Source organism: Bermanella marisrubri, from assembly GCF_012295615.1.
GTDB classification, from domain to species: Bacteria; Pseudomonadota; Gammaproteobacteria; order Pseudomonadales; family Oceanobacteraceae; genus Bermanella; species Bermanella marisrubri.
Map to the genome: position 1 here is coordinate 1715357 of NZ_CP051183.1, position 17627 is coordinate 1732983.

Annotated in this window: 15 protein-coding genes; 10 read left to right on the top strand and 5 right to left on the bottom strand. The window is 44.8% G+C overall.

Annotation, left to right across the window (positions count from 1 at the left end; all coding sequences use genetic code 11):
- Window positions 1–67 precede the first annotated feature (67 nt).
- The gene (locus tag HF888_RS07860) at window positions 68–2296 is read left to right on the top strand and encodes an NADP-dependent isocitrate dehydrogenase (RefSeq protein WP_007017779.1); all 2229 of its coding nucleotides are present in this window, start codon (window positions 68–70) and stop codon (window positions 2294–2296) included.
- A 42-nt stretch (window positions 2297–2338) separates the two neighbouring features.
- On the opposite strand, the gene HF888_RS07865 is transcribed toward HF888_RS07860, so the two are convergent.
- Window positions 2339–2617 (bottom strand): cold shock domain-containing protein, encoded by a 279-nt coding sequence (locus HF888_RS07865; RefSeq protein ID WP_007017780.1) that lies wholly within the window; start codon window positions 2615–2617, stop codon window positions 2339–2341.
- Between the two features lie 183 nt (window positions 2618–2800).
- On the opposite strand from HF888_RS07865, the gene clpS reads away from it, so the two are divergent.
- Both clpS and clpA read left to right on the top strand, forming a co-directional pair.
- Window positions 2801–3151, top strand: a complete 351-nt coding sequence (gene clpS / locus HF888_RS07870) for an ATP-dependent Clp protease adapter ClpS (RefSeq protein WP_007017781.1) — start codon at window positions 2801–2803, stop codon at window positions 3149–3151.
- 2 nt (window positions 3152–3153) lie between these two features.
- The gene (clpA, locus tag HF888_RS07875) at window positions 3154–5427 is read left to right on the top strand and encodes an ATP-dependent Clp protease ATP-binding subunit ClpA (protein ID WP_007017782.1); all 2274 of its coding nucleotides are present in this window, start codon (window positions 3154–3156) and stop codon (window positions 5425–5427) included.
- A gap of 79 nt (window positions 5428–5506) precedes the next feature.
- Here clpA and infA read toward each other — a convergent pair whose 3' ends face one another.
- The 3 genes from infA to aat are packed head-to-tail and all read right to left on the bottom strand — an operon-like array spanning window position 5507 to window position 7212.
- The gene (infA, locus tag HF888_RS07880) at window positions 5507–5725 is read right to left on the bottom strand and encodes a translation initiation factor IF-1 (protein WP_007017783.1); all 219 of its coding nucleotides are present in this window, start codon (window positions 5723–5725) and stop codon (window positions 5507–5509) included.
- Window positions 5726–5783: 58 nt separating this feature from the next.
- Entirely contained in the window at window positions 5784–6524 is a 741-nt protein-coding gene (locus HF888_RS07885; protein ID WP_007017784.1) for an arginyltransferase, read from the bottom strand.
- Complete coding sequence (gene aat / locus HF888_RS07890; protein WP_007017785.1) at window positions 6517–7212, bottom strand: leucyl/phenylalanyl-tRNA--protein transferase; 696 nt, start codon at window positions 7210–7212, stop codon at window positions 6517–6519. The genes HF888_RS07885 and aat overlap by 8 nt, the downstream gene beginning before the upstream one ends.
- A 68-nt stretch (window positions 7213–7280) precedes the next feature.
- Between aat and HF888_RS07895 the strand changes: the two genes are divergently transcribed.
- The 7 genes from HF888_RS07895 (at window position 7281) to HF888_RS07925 (ending at window position 16399) form a co-directional block, all read left to right on the top strand.
- A complete protein-coding gene (locus HF888_RS07895) occupies window positions 7281–9650 on the top strand; it encodes a DNA translocase FtsK (protein ID WP_007017786.1) in 2370 nt (789 codons plus the stop codon).
- An 11-nt stretch (window positions 9651–9661) separates the two neighbouring features.
- Entirely contained in the window at window positions 9662–10285 is a 624-nt protein-coding gene (gene lolA, locus HF888_RS07900) for an outer membrane lipoprotein periplasmic chaperone LolA (protein WP_040297693.1), read from the top strand.
- On the top strand, window positions 10285–11616 hold the full coding sequence (locus HF888_RS07905) for a replication-associated recombination protein A (RefSeq protein ID WP_007017788.1): 1332 nt from the start codon (window positions 10285–10287) through the stop codon (window positions 11614–11616). The genes lolA and HF888_RS07905 overlap by 1 nt, the downstream gene beginning before the upstream one ends.
- The gene (crcB, locus tag HF888_RS07910) at window positions 11617–11991 is read left to right on the top strand and encodes a fluoride efflux transporter CrcB (protein WP_007017789.1); all 375 of its coding nucleotides are present in this window, start codon (window positions 11617–11619) and stop codon (window positions 11989–11991) included.
- Window positions 11992–12003: 12 nt separating this feature from the next.
- On the top strand, window positions 12004–13284 hold the full coding sequence (serS, locus tag HF888_RS07915; protein WP_007017790.1) for a serine--tRNA ligase: 1281 nt from the start codon (window positions 12004–12006) through the stop codon (window positions 13282–13284).
- Entirely contained in the window at window positions 13284–14675 is a 1392-nt protein-coding gene (cysG, locus tag HF888_RS07920; RefSeq protein WP_007017791.1) for a siroheme synthase CysG, read from the top strand. The genes serS and cysG overlap by 1 nt, the downstream gene beginning before the upstream one ends.
- Before the next feature lie 104 nt (window positions 14676–14779).
- Complete coding sequence (locus HF888_RS07925; RefSeq protein WP_007017792.1) at window positions 14780–16399, top strand: methyl-accepting chemotaxis protein; 1620 nt, start codon at window positions 14780–14782, stop codon at window positions 16397–16399.
- A 53-nt stretch (window positions 16400–16452) separates the two neighbouring features.
- Here the strand turns inward: HF888_RS07925 and HF888_RS07930 are convergent, their stop codons facing one another.
- On the bottom strand, window positions 16453–17577 hold the full coding sequence (locus HF888_RS07930; RefSeq protein WP_007017793.1) for an aminotransferase class V-fold PLP-dependent enzyme: 1125 nt from the start codon (window positions 17575–17577) through the stop codon (window positions 16453–16455).
- Window positions 17578–17627 lie beyond the last annotated feature (50 nt).

The following is a 17627-nucleotide window of genomic DNA, read 5'->3' on the forward strand; positions in this document are numbered from 1 at the left end:
AGTAACTGGGTGGCCACAAGTTACCCGTAAGTTTCGGCGCTATAGCCACAAAGCTTTAGGATGGATAATGACTACGCATACACCAAAAATAATATATACGTTAACAGACGAAGCACCAGCATTGGCAACTTACTCTTTCTTGCCGATTGTACAGGCGTTCACTAAGCAAGCTGGTATTGAGGTGGAAACGCGAGATATTTCTCTTGCTGCGCGTATTTTGTCATCTTTCCCCGATTATCTGAAACCTGACCAAGTTATTCCAGATGATTTAAAAGAATTGGGTGAGCTTGCTAAGACACCAGATGCCAACATTATTAAGCTACCAAATATTAGCGCATCAGTTCCTCAATTAATCGGTGCTATTAAAGAGCTTCAAGATAAAGGCTATGCGGTTCCCGATTATCCCCGCGAAGCAAACACTGATAAAGAAAAAGAAATCCAAACACGTTATGGCAAGGTGCTAGGTAGTGCTGTGAATCCTGTGTTGCGTGAGGGTAATAGCGATCGTCGTGTGGCTTCGGCGGTTAAAGAATATGCAAAAGCTCACCCGCATTCCATGGGTGCCTGGAATAAGTTGAGTAAGACTCATGTGGCTCACATGGAAGACGGAGACTTTTACGGTAGCGAGCAGTCTGTGATTAACGAAAATGCACAGAAAGTCTCTATCGTTTATGAGGATGAATCGGGTAATGTGCAGACTTTGAAAGCTGATTTGGCGTTACAAGAAGGTGAAGTGATAGATGCATCGCGCATGAGTGCAAAGGCGTTACGTGCTTTCTATGAAGCGCAAATGGAAGATGCAAAAGAAAAGAACGTTATGCTGTCCTTGCATCTCAAGGCTACCATGATGAAAGTTAGTGACCCAGTCATGTTTGGCGAAGCTGTTTCAGTTTATTACGAAGATGTATTTGAAAAACACAAGGAAACATTTGAGCAGCTTGGTGTAGATGTTCGCAATGGTCTCGGTGATGTTTATGCCAAAATTAAAACCCTAGATGTCGATCATCAAAAACAAATTAAGGCCGATATTCAAGCTGTGTATCATGATCGTCCTAAACTCGCCATGGTAGATTCTGATAAGGGTATAACCAATCTTCATGTTCCTAATGATGTGATTATCGATGCGTCTATGCCTGCCGCGATTCGTGCCGGTGGTAAGATGTGGGGTAGTGATGGTGAGATGCATGATACCAAAGCAATGATCCCTGATCGCTGTTATGCCGATGTGTTCGACGAGACTATCAACTTCCACAAGGAATTTGGCGCGTTCGATGTGGATACAATGGGTAATGTATCAAACGTGGGTTTAATGGCCCAAAAAGCTGAAGAGTACGGTTCTCATGACAAGACTTTTATCATCGAAAATAAGGGTGTGGTAAAAGTGCTGGATGAGTCAGGCAATGCATTGATGCAGCATGATGTGGAGCCTGGTGATATTTGGCGTATGTGTCAGACGAAAGATGCTCCAATACAAGACTGGGTTAAGTTGGCCGTTTCTCGAGCCACTATTACTGGTAATCCTGCCATCTTCTGGTTGGATGAAAACCGCGCTCACGATGCAAATCTAATTAAATTGGTTGAGAGCTATCTAAAAGATCATGACACTGCAGGCATTGAAATAAAAATCATGAGCCCTGTTGAAGCAGTGCGTTACACATTGAAGCGCTGTAAAGAGGGTAAGGATACTATTTCTGTAACTGGTAATGTATTGCGTGACTATCTGACAGACCTTTTCCCAATTTTAGAGCTAGGTACGAGTGCAAAAATGCTTTCTATCGTGCCACTTCTTGCAGGCGGTGGTTTGTATGAAACGGGCGCCGGTGGTTCTGCACCCAAACACGTTCAACAATTTGTTGAGGAAGGTCACTTGCGTTGGGATTCGCTGGGTGAGTTCTTGGCGTTGATGGTTTCATTGGAAGATCTTGGTCGCAAGACCAGCAATAAAACGGCTGAAATTTTGGCAAAAGCATTGAACGATGCAACGGCGCAGTTCCTGTCTTTGAATCGCTCTCCGAAACGTGGCGCAGGCGAATTGGATAATCGAGGAAGTCATTTTTACTTGGCTCTATATTGGGCTGAGGCCATGGCATCCCAAACCGAAGATGTTGATCTGGCGGCTAAGTTCAAAGACTTGGCAAGTAAGTTAGAAAGTCATCGCAAGGATATTATCTCTGAGTTTAGTAAGTCTCAGGGTGACAAGCAGGATATTGGTGGATACTACTATCCGGTTAAGCAGAAGGCGAGTGAGGCCATGCGACCTTCTAAAACTCTAAATGATATAATCGACAACGTATAAAAAAAGCCCTTCGGGGCTTTTTTTATACGTCTAGGGAGTCGATCATGCGCCTTGAGCTTCGGCCCCAAGTACCTTCTCGCGATTTTGCTCTTGATTGCTTTTCTTTGCAGAAAGCATGTCGAGTGGGGTAATGTTAATCGCGTGAGTGCCTTGGTCGCTGGGTTTTGTGTCGAATTGTACGCTTTGGCCTGCTTTTAGGGTTTTGTAGCCTTCAACTTGAATTGAAGAGTAATGGGCAAATAAGTCTTCTCCGCCCTCATCAGATAAAATGAATCCATAACCCTTTGCGTTATTGAACCATTTTACTTTCCCTGTCTGCATGATCAGTACTCCGTAATCAGACTTGTAATTTTTATTTTTGAGACCATATAGTCTAAATGTGACAAGCTTGTTTCTGGCTTGACAAAAGTTACATTGTGTTAATCATTTTGCTTTGTCAAGCCTTAATTGTGTAATTTCTGAACTTTTTAAGATATCGATAATCGAACTGCAAAGGCGCGCATAATGTTAAGAAGTAATCTAATCTTAAATATGGGGGATAAGGAATCCGAAGATGAACATGGCATAGCCGTTGCACCTTCTAAACCAGAGCTCAAAAGACCGTCACTGTATCAAGTGATCATGTTGAATGATGACTATACGCCGATGGACTTCGTTATTGATGTTCTTACTCGGTTTTTTGCAATGGATATGGAGAAGGCAACGCAGATTATGCTTGCAGTTCATACGCAAGGTAGTGCTGTTTGCGGTGTGTATACTAAAGATATTGCAGAAACAAAGGCTGCTCAAGTGATGGCCTATGCAGAGGAGCACCAGCATCCTCTAAAGTGCAATATACAACAGGTTGGAGACTGAATATGTTGAATAAAGACCTAGAAGCGACCCTTAATACTGCTTTTAAGGATGCGCGTCTTAAACGTCATGAGTTCATGACGGTAGAGCACCTGTTGTTGGCACTCATTTCAAATGATGCAGCGAAAGAGGTTTTGGTTTCCTGTGGTGCGGAAGTTGAGCGCTTGTCTAAAGATCTTAGTGATTTTGTCGATTCTACCACCCCGCTAATTCCTGAAACCGAACACGAACGTGAAACCCAGCCTACATTGGGTTTTCAGCGAGTACTTCAGCGAGCTGTTTTTCATGTTCAAAGCTCAGGTAAATCTGAAGTTACCGGTGCGAATGTCTTGGTAGCGATTTTTAGCGAGCAAGAAAGTCAGGCTGTATATTTCCTAAAACAGCAAAACATTGCGCGTATCGATGTGGTTAATTTCATCAGTCATGGAATTAGTAAGTTGTCTTCAGAGCAAGAGGATGCAGATCAGGAAACAGTTGATGATGAAGTTAATCAGGAAAGCTCGTCGGCTGCTCTTGATAACTATGCGACGAATCTGAATAAGTTGGCTAAAGAAGGCAAAATTGATCCGCTAATCGGTCGCGACGAAGAGTTGCTGCGCTGTATTCAAATTCTGTCTCGTCGTCGTAAAAATAATCCTCTGTTGGTAGGCGAGTCAGGCGTGGGTAAGACGGCCATAGCTGAAGGTCTTGCGCGCCGTATAGTAGACAAAAAGATTCCAGAAATAATGGAAGATGCTGTCGTGTATAGCTTGGACATGGGTGCATTGCTAGCGGGTACAAAATACCGTGGTGATTTCGAGAAGCGATTCAAGGCCTTGCTAGCGGAATTGAAAAAGCAGCCAAAATCCATTTTGTTTATCGATGAGATTCATACCATTATCGGCGCGGGTGCGGCATCCGGAGGCGTTATGGATGCGTCCAACTTACTCAAACCTCTGCTATCAAGTGGGGAACTAAGATGCATGGGATCCACGACCTTCAATGAATTCCGAGGTATTTTTGAGAAAGATGGTGCTTTGGCGCGTCGTTTCCAGAAAATCGATGTGGTTGAGCCCAACGTTGAAGATACCTATAAAATCTTGAAGGGTTTGAAATCTCAGTTTGAAGAGCATCATCAGCTTAAATATACAGACAAAGCGCTGAAGGCAGCGTCTGAATTAGCAGAGCGATATATTCGCGATCGCCACATGCCTGATAAGGCCATTGATGTGATCGACGAGGTTGGTGCTGGTCAGCGTTTATTGGCGCCAAGTAAGCGTAAAAAAGTGATCAATGTTGCTGACGTTGAAAAAGTTGTAGCAAAAATTGCTCGAATTCCATCTAGAACAGTCAATATGGATGATAAGAAAACGCTCATGGACTTGGATAAGAACATGAAGATGATGGTCTACGGTCAGGATGAAGCGATTACCGAGTTGGCCACGGCTATCAAAATGTCCCGAGCGGGCTTGAAGGCAGAAGAGAAACCGATAGGTTCGTTTTTATTTGCTGGACCAACCGGTGTTGGTAAAACCGAAGTAACTCGTCAGTTGGCTCACGTTATGGGTATGGAGCTAGTTCGCTTTGATATGTCTGAGTACATGGAAGCACATACAGTATCACGTTTAATTGGTGCGCCTCCTGGCTATGTGGGTTATGACCAGGGTGGATTGTTGACGGAGGCGGTTAATAAAACACCACACTGTGTGTTATTGCTCGATGAAATCGAAAAGGCACACCCTGATGTATTTAATCTGCTATTGCAGGTGATGGATCACGGTACATTAACCGATAATAATGGGCGCAAGACAGATTTTCGTCACGTGGTTCTTATTATGACAACCAATGCTGGTGCTGAGGTCTCGAGTCGCCGTTCTATTGGCTTCAATGAGCAAAATCATGAAACTGACGCTATGGAGGTTATTCGCAAGACCTTCACGCCAGAGTTCCGCAATCGCTTGGATAACATCATCCAATTCTCTGCATTGCAGAAAGACGTGATTGGTCATGTGGTTGATAAGTTCATAGCTGAGTTGCAAGGCCAATTGGAAGATAAAAAGGTCGTCGTATATGCCACAGATCGAGCCCGCGATTGGCTAGCAGAAAAAGGTTATGATCCGCAGATGGGTGCTCGTCCAATGAGTCGCTTGATTCAAGATGAGGTGAAAAAACCACTGGCAGAAATGATTTTGTTTGGTGAACTATCCGATAAAGGCGGTACGATTAAAGTTGATGTAGTTGATGACGAAATAAAACTTAGTGCGGTGGAGGAAGATGTGCCGGCCAAAGAGGAAGTCTAGATACGCTTCTTTGTGTTAAATTTCGTATATAAAAAAGCCCGGAAGGGCTTTTTTATATCTAGGTGTGTTTGCTATTGTCTTAGCGAGCACGGTAGGTGATGCGACCCTTGCTTAAGTCGTAAGGTGTAAGTTCAACCTTCACCTTGTCACCTGTAAGAATACGGATGTAGTTCTTGCGCATTTTGCCGGAAATGTGGGCAGTAACCACATGGCCATTTTCCAATTTAACGCGGAACATTGTGTTTGGCAGGGTATCAATTACCTCGCCATCCATCTCAATATGATCTTCTCTAGACATTCAATCACCTGGGTTAATGTAAAACGGTGCGCATTTTGCCTGAAAATCAGCGCTTTAGCTAGCTCTCTGGATTAAAACCCAGCCAATTTTGGCCATCAAATATATCCAAAGGAGTAAATTGGCGCTTGTAGGCCATTTTGGGGCTATCTTTTACCCAGTATCCTAGATACACATAAGGGTGGCCTTGTTCGATGGCAAGTTCACACATTTTCAATATTGCGAGTGTTCCTGGGCTAAGGTCTGAATAATCTGGATCGAAGTAAGTGTATATGGCGCTGATGCCATCATCTAATATGTCGATGCAAGTCGCTAGAATTAACTGGCCTTCGTCATCGCGCATGGACATGAGTTGGCTGAAAGGAAATTCTGATGTAAGAAAGCCTTTATATTGTTCTATCGAAGGCGGATACATGTCGCCATCATGGTGACGCTGTGTGATATATCGTTCATAAATGTCGTAGTGTTCCTCGCTGAATGTAGCGGGTTCTAAGCTAAGAGTGAGGTGTTTGCTTTTATTGAGGATGCGTTTGAAGCGTTTTCGAGAAAGATCGATTTCAAAAGCACGTATACGACTGGATTTGCATTCAGAGCATTGTCTGCAATGAGGGCGATAAAAGTGATTGCCCGAGCGGCGGAAGCCCAAGCGAGAAAGGGCGCTGTATTGCTCCCATGTTGGCGGTTGGCTGGGGTCCACGAAAGCAGAGTTAGCATTTCTGTCGTTTAGGTATGAGCAAGGATGATCCTCTGCAAGTGTGAACAGCTTGATCGGATCTTGGTCTGGAGAGTAATTGTTATTCATGCTCAGCCATTATCTCGGGTTGCCATTTTACTGGTTTATTGATTAGTTTACTTATTTTAGCGAGAAAGTCTTTGCGGTTTATCTCTATTGCCCCTAAGGAAGCTAAGTGTGGGTTATGGACTTGGCAGTCTATCAGTTCGATGCCTAATTCATTGCAAAGCTGGCACAGGCGGGTGAATGCAACTTTGCTTGCATTGCTGCACTTCGAGAACATGGATTCGCCAAAAAAGGCTCCGCCGATACTAAGGCCATAAAGGCCACCCATGAGTTGTTTTCCTTGCCAATATTCTACGCTATGGGCTATGCCCAGCTCGTGTAGTGTGCAGTATGCGTGTAGCATAGCATCGTTGATCCAGGTTTCCTCTCGGGTCGTTGCGCAATTGATCATAACTTGCTCAAAGCATTGGTCGATAGTGACCTCATGCTCTTGCTTACGCATAAATTTTTGCAATGATCGCGATGTTTTATAGGTTTTAGGGATCAATACAGAGCGTGGGTCAGGACTCCACCATAAAATGGGATCTTCTTCACTAAACCAAGGAAAAATTCCTTGGCAATAGGCACTTACTAGGCGCTTTGGAGTCAGATCACCACCTACAGCCAACAAGCCATTAGGGTCCTCTAAGGCTTGAGCTGGATTGGGGAACCAGTTTGGATCCGGTGTTAAGTAGGATATGGCCAAGGACATATGGCTAGATAAATCTCACTAAAAAAGTACAATCACAGTTTTCTCTCATCGTTTAGGCTAGCGGCTAAGTGGTTAATAATAAAGAAAAAGTTCAAGTAGATTGGCAGCAGCAAATTCGTCATGGCGGATATCAAGGAGTTTTATTGGTATTTTTGCTGTTGGCGCTGCTATTGATGTTGTCATTACTGACTTATCACCCAGAAGACCCGGGTTGGCGCCAATCACTTAGTGAGAGCGATATTCAAAATTTGGGTGGGCGCATTGGCGCTTTTGTCTCTGACTTGTTGTTTTCTCTTTTTGGCTACTTCGCCTATGTGCTCGCTTTCATGCCTCTGACCATTCCTTTGCAGCGTCACAAAGTCAAGGTTCGGTATTCTGCGTTAGGTTGGATCTGGCGCTTAACTGGCTTGTTGATCATGTTGGTATCAGGCGCTGTGCTGTCCCATGCGTACGACTCGACTCAGCAGTTGCCGGCGGGTGCGGGTGGAATTGTAGGTGAGTCCATTGCTGTACCGCTCGTTCTTAATTTTGGCCTTGTTGGTGGTTCCTTGATCGCTTTCGCATGCTTTGTGTTTGGCGTATCAATTTGGTCGCATTTATCTTGGCCAGCAACGCTTGATGCTCTTGGCGGATTAACTCTTCAATATTTTTCGCGCTTCAAAAAAATGCTCTCGTCCATTAGATATAAGAAGCGAGCCGCTATGAAAGAAGAGCGATTGCCCCCAGTATTGAGTGAGCAAGTGACGAAAACCCTATTGCCTGAAGTTGCGCCTGTAACGACGTCGTCAAGAGATAAACAATCTACGATTTCAAGTGATATTAAGGTGAAGGCTAAGCCAGCGGTTAAGGCGGTCGTTCAAGCACCCAAAAAGGCAATCAAGATTGAGCCGTTTAAGAAAAAGTCTCAGGGTAGTGGAAGCCAGGGCGCCTTATTTGAGCAGGATACATTACCGCCTGTTTCATTACTCAACAGAGCTGAGGGTGAGCAGCAACACGGCTACAGCGAAGAGCAATTAGAAGATATGTCTCGTTTGCTTGAGCAAAAACTACGAGACTTTGGTGTTAAGGCTGAGGTGGTTTCAGTCAGTCCTGGGCCGGTCATTACGCGCTTTGAAATTCAGCCAGCACCAGGTGTTAAAGCATCAAAAATCACTAATCTCGCAAAAGATTTAGCGCGCTCGTTAGCTATGATAAGTGTGCGCGTAGTTGAGGTGATTCCGGGTAAAAGTGTTATGGGCCTAGAGGTTCCAAACGAAAATCGGGCAATGGTTTTCTTGGGCGATGTTATTGCGTCAAAAGAGTATCAAAAAAATCAATCACCACTGACCATGGCTTTGGGTCACGATATTGCAGGCGACCCTGTTATTGCTGATTTGGCAAAAATGCCGCACTTGCTGGTCGCTGGTACAACGGGTTCGGGTAAGTCGGTTGGCGTAAACAGTATGCTTATTAGTATGTTGTACAAGGCTTCGCCGGAAGACGTGCGCATGATAATGGTGGACCCAAAAATGTTAGAGCTATCAGTCTACGATGGTATTCCACATTTATTGGCGCCCGTTATCACGGACATGAAGGAAGCTGCTAATGGGCTGCGTTGGTGTGTTGGGGAAATGGAACGACGCTACAAGCTTATGGCATCCTTGGGTGTTCGTAATATCGCTGGCTATAACAAAAAAGTTCAGGATGCTATTGATAAAGGCGAGCCTTTAAAAGATCCACTTTGGAAACCAGAAGAAAGTTTTGAAGAGTACCCAGAAGATCTGGGTAAGCTTCCCTACATCGTTGTTGTCATCGATGAGTTCGCTGACATGATGATGATTGTTGGTAAAAAAGTAGAAGAATTAATCGCGCGAATTGCACAGAAGGCTCGGGCAGCAGGGATTCACTTAATATTGGCAACCCAACGCCCCAGTGTCGATATAATTACTGGTTTGATTAAGGCCAATGTTCCTACTCGGATGGCATTCCAAGTGAGTTCTCGTATTGATTCGAGAACCATTTTAGACCAGGGCGGTGCGGAGCAGTTGTTAGGTCACGGTGATATGTTGTACTTGCCACCGGGCACGTCTTTACCCATACGTGTGCATGGTGCATTTGTTGATGATAACGAAGTACATGCGGTAGTCGCCGATTGGAAAGAACGAGGGGAGCCAGACTTTGTAGAAGCCATTACCGAAGGTGATAGCTCTGTGGTTGTGCCAGGTTTTCCTGCTGAAGGTGGCGATGAAGGTGAGGCTGATGCTTTATTTGATGAGGCTGTCGCTTTTGTTACGCAAACTCGCAAGGTTTCAATTTCCAGTGTTCAGCGTAAATTAAGAATTGGTTATAACCGGGCGGCACGTCTAGTGGAGTCAATGGAACAGGCGGGTGTTGTCAGTGAGCCAAGTCAAAATGGCGCCCGCGAAGTGCTCGCGCCGCCACCAGTATCTCAACCGTGATGAAGGATGTTATGAAGCTATTTAGTACACTATTTTTAATGTTACTGTTTTTGCAGGCTCATGCTGACGAACAAAGCCTATCCAAATTGCAAAATGTATTAGCACCATTGAAAACCATGAAGGCTGAGTTTAAACAAATTAGTGAAGATGGAAGGGGTGTTGTTCTGCAAACTCAGGCAGGTTCATTTGTGTTGAGTAAACCTAATCGCTTTTACTGGAAAAGCGAAGAGCCATTCGCACAGTTACTTGTTAGTAATGGTGAAACTCTTTGGGTCTATGATGAAGATTTAGAGCAGGTGACGATACAAAAACTAGATCCCAGTTTAACCTCTACGCCGGTATTGTTATTAAGTGGCACCATTGAAGATATTCAACAGCAATATAAAGTCTATAGCGACACAACGGATGGAAAGACAACGTTTTCGTTGCTGCCTAAAGAAACCGGAAGCTTGTTTTCTCGTTTGACGCTGTATGTAGATCAAGGGTCAATGATCACTGGGTTGACAATCAAAGATGAGGTGGGTCAGGTGACGCGCGTTGAATTTAAAAATATTCAAAAGAATGTTGAAGTCGCCTCAGAAAAATTCCAATTCAACCCACCAGAGGGTGTGGACATCATCCAGAATCAGCAATAATGCAGGATCAACTGTTTAACAGCGGCCCGGTTTATCAGCCATTAGCGTCGCGCACTCGCCCTCAAACGCTTGACGACTATGCTGGCCAAAAGCATTTGCTGGCTGATGGCAAACCGTTACGCAAAGTCATCGAAAGTGGTCGCCTGCATAGTATGATTTTTTGGGGGCCGCCGGGTGTCGGCAAAACGACGCTGGCGATGATACTTGCTAACTATGTTAATGCTCAGTTTATTTCTGTATCGGCTGTCATGGATGGCGTAAAAGAGATTCGAGCAGCGGTTGATAAGGCGCGGATGGCTCAGCAGCAGGATCGACCTTCACTGTTGTTTGTTGATGAGGTCCATCGATTTAATAAGTCTCAACAAGACGCTTTTTTACCTTATGTTGAAGACGGTACATTTATTTTTATCGGTGCCACGACAGAAAATCCAAGCTTTGAATTAAACAGTGCATTACTCTCTCGAGCTCGAGTATATAAATTACGCTCACTCGAACACGATGATATTCGTCAGTTGCTTGAGCATGCTGTGCGAACGGATCAGCAATTAAACAGTATTGGTTTGCAGTTTGAAAATGGGGCTCTCGATCGATTGGTGCGTGTGGCGGATGGCGATGCTCGTACGGCTTTGAATTTATTGGAGCTGGCCGCCGGTTTATGTCAGGCGGAATCTTCAAATGTGATTACCGAAAACGTCGTAGCTGAAATATCTCAAGAGAGCTTGCGTCGCTTCGACAAAGGTGGCGATGTATTTTATGAACAAATTTCGGCGCTTCATAAGGCGGTTCGCGGTTCTAGCCCAGATGGTGCCATGTATTGGTTTGTACGCATGCTAGATGGAGGATGCGATCCCAAATACATTGCACGTCGTGTGGTGCGAATGGCAAGCGAAGATATTGGAAATGCGGATCCAAGGGCATTAGATCTTGCGATGAATGCATGGCAAGCCTATGAGCGCCTTGGCAGTCCTGAAGGGGAGTTGGTAATCGCACAAGCTATAAGCTATTTAGCCTGTGCGCCGAAAAGTAATGCTGTTTATAATGCGTACAACCAAGCGCGCCGCTTGGTTGCTGAAAGTCCAAGCTATGAAGTGCCTGAGCATTTACGCAATGCGCCCACGCAATTGATGAAACAGGAAGGCTATGGTGCAGAATATCGTTATGCCCATGATGAGCCCGAAGCCTATGCGGCGGGGGAGAATTATCTGCCAGAAGAGCATGCTGATGAGACGTTTTACCATCCTGTTGATCGTGGCTTGGAGATTAAAATTCAGCAAAAGTTGAAGCATTTGGCTCAGCTGGATGAGAAAAGTGAGTACAAGAGGTACAAGTAAATGCATTATTTAGCCATCGCATTGGGTGGGGCCTTAGGTGCAATGGCGCGCGCTTATGTCAGTAATCTTGCCATTAAAATCTTGGGCACGTCTTTTCCTTTTGCTACACTAACCGTCAATTTGCTGGGCTCGCTCCTCATGGGCTTTGTTGCCGTCCTTATCTTTGACTATCTCAAGCTCTCTGGTTATTGGCGAGAGGTGATAATGGTTGGCTTTTTAGGTGCCTTCACGACGTTTTCTACCTTTTCTATGGAAGGTCTTAATCTGATCAATAGTGGCCAATGGCAGACTGCTCTTGTCTACTTTGTAGTCAGTGTGGTGGGTTCAGTAAGTGCTTGTTTTGTCGGTTGGTATGTCGCCAAATTAATTTTTTGATTGGAACACAAGATGTTAGATATTCGTAGAGTTCGCGAAAATCCAGAAGAAGTGGCTGTTGCTCTTAAGAAAAAGGGTTACGACTTTGATATTGAATCTTTCAAGTCACTAGACGCAAAACGTAAGCAAGCTGATGTCGAAAGTCAGAATTTGCAAGCTGAAAAGAAAAAAGCGTCCAAGCAAGTTGGCATGCTGATCAAAGAAGGTTTGTCTCCCGAAGAAGCTAAGAAAAAAGCGCTGTCTGGCATCGATGACAAACTAGAAGCGTCAGTGGCGCAAGCAAAAGAAATTCAGCAGCAGATCCAAGACTTGCTGCTATCTATCCCTAATATTCCAGATTCTGAAGTGCCAGAAGGCTCTGACGAAGAAGATAACGTCGAAGTTCGCACTTGGGGTGACCCCAAAGCATTTGATTTTGAAGTCAAAGATCATGTAGATGTAGGTCAGGCTATTGGTGGCTTAGACTTTGAGCTAGCGGCTAAGATTACGGGTTCTCGTTTTGCAGTTATGCGTGGTGATATTGCGCGTTTACATCGTGCGTTAACCCAGTTTATGTTGAACACTCATATTGATGATCATGGATATACTGAAACCTATGTTCCGTACATGGTGAATGCAGACAGTCTTCGTGGTACTGGACAGCTTCCTAAGTTCGAAGAAGATTTGTTTAAGATTCCGTTTAATGACAGCTGCTATTATTTGATTCCTACGGCTGAAGTACCGGTAACCAATATCGCGCGGGATGAGATTCTTGATGCCAATGAACTGCCGGTGAAAATGGCATGTCATACGCCTTGCTTCCGCAGTGAAGCAGGCAGTTACGGTCGCGATACTCGAGGCATGATCCGCCAGCACCAATTTGAAAAAGTAGAATTGGTGCAAATGGTTAAGCCAGAAGACAGTGATCAAGCATTGGAGGAGCTAACCGGCCATGCTGAGAAAATTCTACAAGCGTTAGAACTGCCTTATCGTTTAGTGACACTTTGTGGTGGTGATTTAGGCTTTTCTGCTGCCAAGACGTACGACATTGAAGTTTGGTTGCCGGGGCAGCAAAAATTCCGCGAAATTTCTTCTTGTAGTAATTTCCGCGACTATCAGGCTCGTCGTATGCAAGCGCGCTGGCGTAATCCTGAGACCAATAAACCCGAGCTACTTCATACCATCAATGGTTCTGGCTTAGCGGTTGGTCGTACTCTTGTAGCTGTGTTGGAAAACTACCAGCAAGAAGATGGTCGAGTAGCGATTCCGAAAGCATTGCAACCTTATATTGGTAATAAAGAGTACATCGGTTAATGAAGTTTTTGCCTCTGTTTGTTGAATTAAAAGATCGCTCCGTTTTAATTGTTGGTGGCGGGGAAGTCGCTTTGCGAAAAGCGCGATTATTACAGCAAGCCGGGGCGAAAGTCTCTGTCATTAGTCCGGAAGTAGATCCTCATCTACGTTCAATTGCGGAAAAGAGTGGTGGCGAGTGTCGCTTAGAAACCTATCAAATCCAAGATCTGACGCCTTACGTTATCGTCGTGGCGGCAACCAATCACGCCGATGTTAATAAGGCTGTTGCTGAGCATGCTCATCAGGTTGGTGTTTCGGTTAATGTGGTCGACAAACCAGATTTGGGCAACTTCATCTTTCCTGCCATTGTTGATCGTTCTCCTGTTATTGCAGCGGTTAGCTCTGGTGGTGCGAGTCCGGTACTAGCGAGGCTCTTACGCACTCGTCTTGAATCATTGATTCCTGCTGGATATGGCAAGCTTGCTGCACTAGCAGAAAAGTATCGCTCCAAGGTAAAAGCAAAATTTTCGGATGTGAATCGTCGACGTGGGTTTTGGGAGACGGTTTTGCACGGTAAGGTCGCAAACTTGGTGTTTGCTGGTCAAGATACTCAGGCAGAGTCAACACTGCAGGCTTTGTTAGAAGATGCTGCCGACGAAGCCAAAGCCCAGGGTGAGGTCTACCTAGTCGGTGCAGGGCCAGGCGATCCGGATTTGCTTACATTTAAAGCGCTTCGCTTAATGCAGCAAGCTGACGTGGTTTTATATGATCGCTTGGTTAGCGAGCCTATTCTCAAACTGTGTCGTCGTGACGCCAAAATGATTAACGTTGGTAAAGCTCGCTCCAATCACACCGTGCCTCAAGACGGTATTAATCAAATGTTGGTTGATTACGCTAAGAAAGGCCATCGTGTGCTCAGATTGAAAGGTGGTGATCCCTTTATTTTCGGTCGTGGTGGCGAGGAAATCGAACGCTTATCTGACAATGGCGTAGACTTTCAGGTCGTGCCAGGTATTACCGCGGCTTCGGGTTGTTCTAGCTATGCTGGCATTCCTTTAACACATCGTGATTACGCTCAGTCTGTGCGCTTTGTCACAGGTCATCTCAAGGATAATAGTGCTAATTTGCCATGGTCTGAGTTAGCTTATAAAAATCAAACCATTGTCTTTTATATGGGATTAATGGGCCTGCCGATAATCTGTGAGCAGCTTATTGCACATGGAATGGGCAATGAAACACCCATTGCCTTGGTACAGCAGGGCACCACGCTTAATCAAAAGGTCATTATTGCCACGCTCGATACCATGGTCGATGTGCTTTCAACACAGCAAATTAAGGCGCCAACACTGATTATTGTCGGTGATGTGGTCAAGCTCCACGATCAGCTCAAATGGTTCAATCCTCAAGCTTAAGTGCATAGTAAAAAAATCGTTTAAAATTTTTAGACCTTAGGAATTCTTTGGCTATGCTTATTTAAGAAGCATGTATCCAAGGATTGGCTGTACCGAGGTCATAAATGAGTTTATTAAGCAACGTTTCCATCAAAGTTAAGATATTAGTGATCCCAGCTATTGCGGTAGTTGGTTTTCTCGCTAGTTTGGCTGTGAATTATCAGATCAATGCGGAAAACACGAAACGCCTGGCTCAAATTCAAGACTTGTATTTTCCTGTAGTGCAGTCCAGTAGAGAAAACCTTGTACGCTTGAGCCGTATAGAGGAACTGCTGAATGCTGCGGTGAGTACAGGCGAGGCGGATATGGTTGATACGGCTCGAAATAGCTATGGTGACCTAATGAGCCGCATTCAGGAACAACGTCAGTTATGGCCAGAGAAAAAGAATGCCTTAGATACCTTGGAGAAAGAGGTGAAAAGCTACTTTGATGTGGCAATTCGCTTATCAGACGGCATGGTGCAAGGAAACTTAAACCCTTCTGAGATTCCAACTCTTGTAAAGCAAATGAATGAACGGCTTACAAAGACAAGAAAGGATTTAACAGCATTCAATGAAAGCGCGCTTAAGGCTTTCTCAGATACTGTTGAAGAGTCAAATAGCGCAACGTCTAGCGCTCTATATACCACGATCACATTAAGTGCTATTTCAATAGCTGTGATCATATTGATAAGCGCCAGTATCGTCATGTTGATTGTAAATAATTTAAATACCATGCTGGAATCTTTGAAGGATATAGCCAGTGGAGAAGGGGACTTAACCAAGCGTATTCAGCAAAACAGCAAAGATGAAATCGGCGATTTAGTGCATTGGTTCAACCAGTTTATGGATAAACTTCATACCAGTATCAACGAGGTGGTGAAATCCATTGCCCCCTTGGCAAATGTGTCCAATGATCTTGGTGAGATGACGAACAAAACCAGTCAAATTACCGATGAGCAAAGCCGTGCGACGGATGAAGTAACACGTTCAGTTGAGGATATGTTCCGTAGTGTGCAAAACGTAGCGCAAAATGCATCAAGCGCAGCTGAAGCAGCTCAGGATGCGGATAGTGAAGCCAAGTCTGGCCGCAGTATTGTTACTCAGTCAGTCGAAGGGATCAATGATCTCGCCAGTGAGGTGGAGCGCGCGGCAGAGGTGATTAGCAAGTTAGAAGCTGACACAGAAAACGTGGGTACCATTCTAGATGTTATCAAGGCCATTGCTGAGCAGACCAATTTGCTGGCATTAAATGCTGCAATTGAGGCAGCGCGTGCTGGTGAGCAAGGTCGTGGTTTTGCTGTGGTTGCCGACGAGGTTCGTACGTTGGCTTCGCGTACACAAGACTCTACTCAGGAAATTCAGCGTGTTATCGAAGAGTTGCAAACAGCCGCACGAAGCGCAGCGGAGGTGATGTCTCATAGTCAAGAGCAAGCGCGTACCAGTGTTGAGCAAGCAGCTAAGACAGACTCTTCTCTGGCGACCATAGCTGAAAGAGTAGGAAGTATTACGCAAATGAATATGGAAATTGCTTCCGCAACCAATGAGCAGGAGCGCGTGAGTAATGATATCCGTAATAATGTCGACGGTATTCGCAGCAATGCAGAGGCAGCGGTTAAGAACGTTTCTGAGGTAGGGCAGGCCAGTGAAGCCCTGATGGAGATCTCTAAAAACCTTCGCACGATCACAGGCCAATTTAAAGTCTAATATTTGTTGCTAAACCCCATCTCAAAGGCACGCTGATACTAGCGTGCTTTTTATTATCCTTCGATAGTGTCTGCGACGATCGCCATAGCTTTATCAACTTCTTTTTTACCTTGGTAAAAGTGAGGCGAAAAGCGAATTCCGCCACCGCGATAAGCGCATATAAGCCCTTTTTTCATGAGTTGTTTCTGAATGCTGGCATCGTCTTGGTCAATAATGCTAAATGTGGTAATCGCAGTAGGTTGATTGATGTCAGTAATGAGTTCTAGCTTATTGTTCTCTTGTATGCGCTCGCGCAAGTAGTTGGTTGTTTTAAGTGTGAGTGATTCGATTGTCGTTAAGCCCACCTCGTGGATTAGGCTTAAACTAGCGTTAAGTGCATGAGTGCCAAGCATATTAGGTGAGCCGCATTCGAAGCGTTTCGCTGTCTTTGCGATACTCCATTCATTAGTTGTATAGTCACCGGCATTTTCAATCATGTGCCAGCCATATTGGTGGATTTTTAATCGGTTTAGAAGCTCCTGTTTACAGTAGAAGAGCGCAAGTCCTTCTGGTCCGAGCATCCACTTGTGTCCATCGGCTACAACAAAATCAGCATCTATTTCGGTCAAGCTAAAGGGTTTTACTCCCAAGCTTTGGATTGCATCAACGCATAGTAGAACACCATGTTGCTTGGCTAATTTGGACAAGCTTGATAAATCGGTTGTGCGTCCACTTGCGTATTGAACAGAGCTGATGGATATAAGCTTTGTATTATCCGTAATCTGACTTTGGATGGCTTTGATCGGATCATGTTCTGTAATGTTGGCCACGCGTACGGAGACGCCAAACTGCGCAAGACTTTCCCAAACGATGCGGTTGGAAGGGAATTCTTCATTGCTAATAATGATTTCATCACCGTCCGACCAGTCGAGGCCATAAGCTATGACGGAAAGTCCTTCAGAGGTGCTTTTTAATAAGGCAATTTCATCCGTGCTGGTTGCACCGATCAAATCCTTTAGTTGGACGCGAAGGTTGTGTTCCGTTTGCAACCAGTTAGGGTAGTGAGTTGCGCCAAAAAAGGTATTTTCTTGCGCAAACTCCGTAACAGCTTGCTGTGTACGCTTTGGCCACGGAGCAACAGCCGCATGGTTAAAATAGACAATTTCGTTGTTCTGTGGGAATTCTTTTTGAAAATCCATCTCATTTGCCTTTGAAACAGGTTATGATATGGCAATGTAACAGTTAATTT

What these genes read in the sequence shown, in the direction of transcription:
- HF888_RS07860 (WP_007017779.1), top strand. Translation starts at nt 68, where the DNA reads ATGACTACGCATACACCAAAAATAATATATACGTTAACAGACGAAGCA.
- HF888_RS07865 (WP_007017780.1), bottom strand. Translation starts at nt 2,617, where the DNA reads ATGCAGACAGGGAAAGTAAAATGGTTCAATAACGCAAAGGGTTATGGA.
- clpS (WP_007017781.1), top strand. Translation starts at nt 2,801, where the DNA reads ATGTTAAGAAGTAATCTAATCTTAAATATGGGGGATAAGGAATCCGAA.
- clpA (WP_007017782.1), top strand. Translation starts at nt 3,154, where the DNA reads ATGTTGAATAAAGACCTAGAAGCGACCCTTAATACTGCTTTTAAGGAT.
- infA (WP_007017783.1), bottom strand. Translation starts at nt 5,725, where the DNA reads ATGTCTAGAGAAGATCATATTGAGATGGATGGCGAGGTAATTGATACC.
- HF888_RS07885 (WP_007017784.1), bottom strand. Translation starts at nt 6,524, where the DNA reads ATGAATAACAATTACTCTCCAGACCAAGATCCGATCAAGCTGTTCACA.
- aat (WP_007017785.1), bottom strand. Translation starts at nt 7,212, where the DNA reads ATGTCCTTGGCCATATCCTACTTAACACCGGATCCAAACTGGTTCCCC.
- lolA (WP_040297693.1), top strand. Translation starts at nt 9,662, where the DNA reads ATGAAGCTATTTAGTACACTATTTTTAATGTTACTGTTTTTGCAGGCT.
- HF888_RS07905 (WP_007017788.1), top strand. Translation starts at nt 10,285, where the DNA reads ATGCAGGATCAACTGTTTAACAGCGGCCCGGTTTATCAGCCATTAGCG.
- crcB (WP_007017789.1), top strand. Translation starts at nt 11,617, where the DNA reads ATGCATTATTTAGCCATCGCATTGGGTGGGGCCTTAGGTGCAATGGCG.
- serS (WP_007017790.1), top strand. Translation starts at nt 12,004, where the DNA reads ATGTTAGATATTCGTAGAGTTCGCGAAAATCCAGAAGAAGTGGCTGTT.
- cysG (WP_007017791.1), top strand. Translation starts at nt 13,284, where the DNA reads ATGAAGTTTTTGCCTCTGTTTGTTGAATTAAAAGATCGCTCCGTTTTA.
- HF888_RS07925 (WP_007017792.1), top strand. Translation starts at nt 14,780, where the DNA reads ATGAGTTTATTAAGCAACGTTTCCATCAAAGTTAAGATATTAGTGATC.
- HF888_RS07930 (WP_007017793.1), bottom strand. Translation starts at nt 17,577, where the DNA reads ATGGATTTTCAAAAAGAATTCCCACAGAACAACGAAATTGTCTATTTT.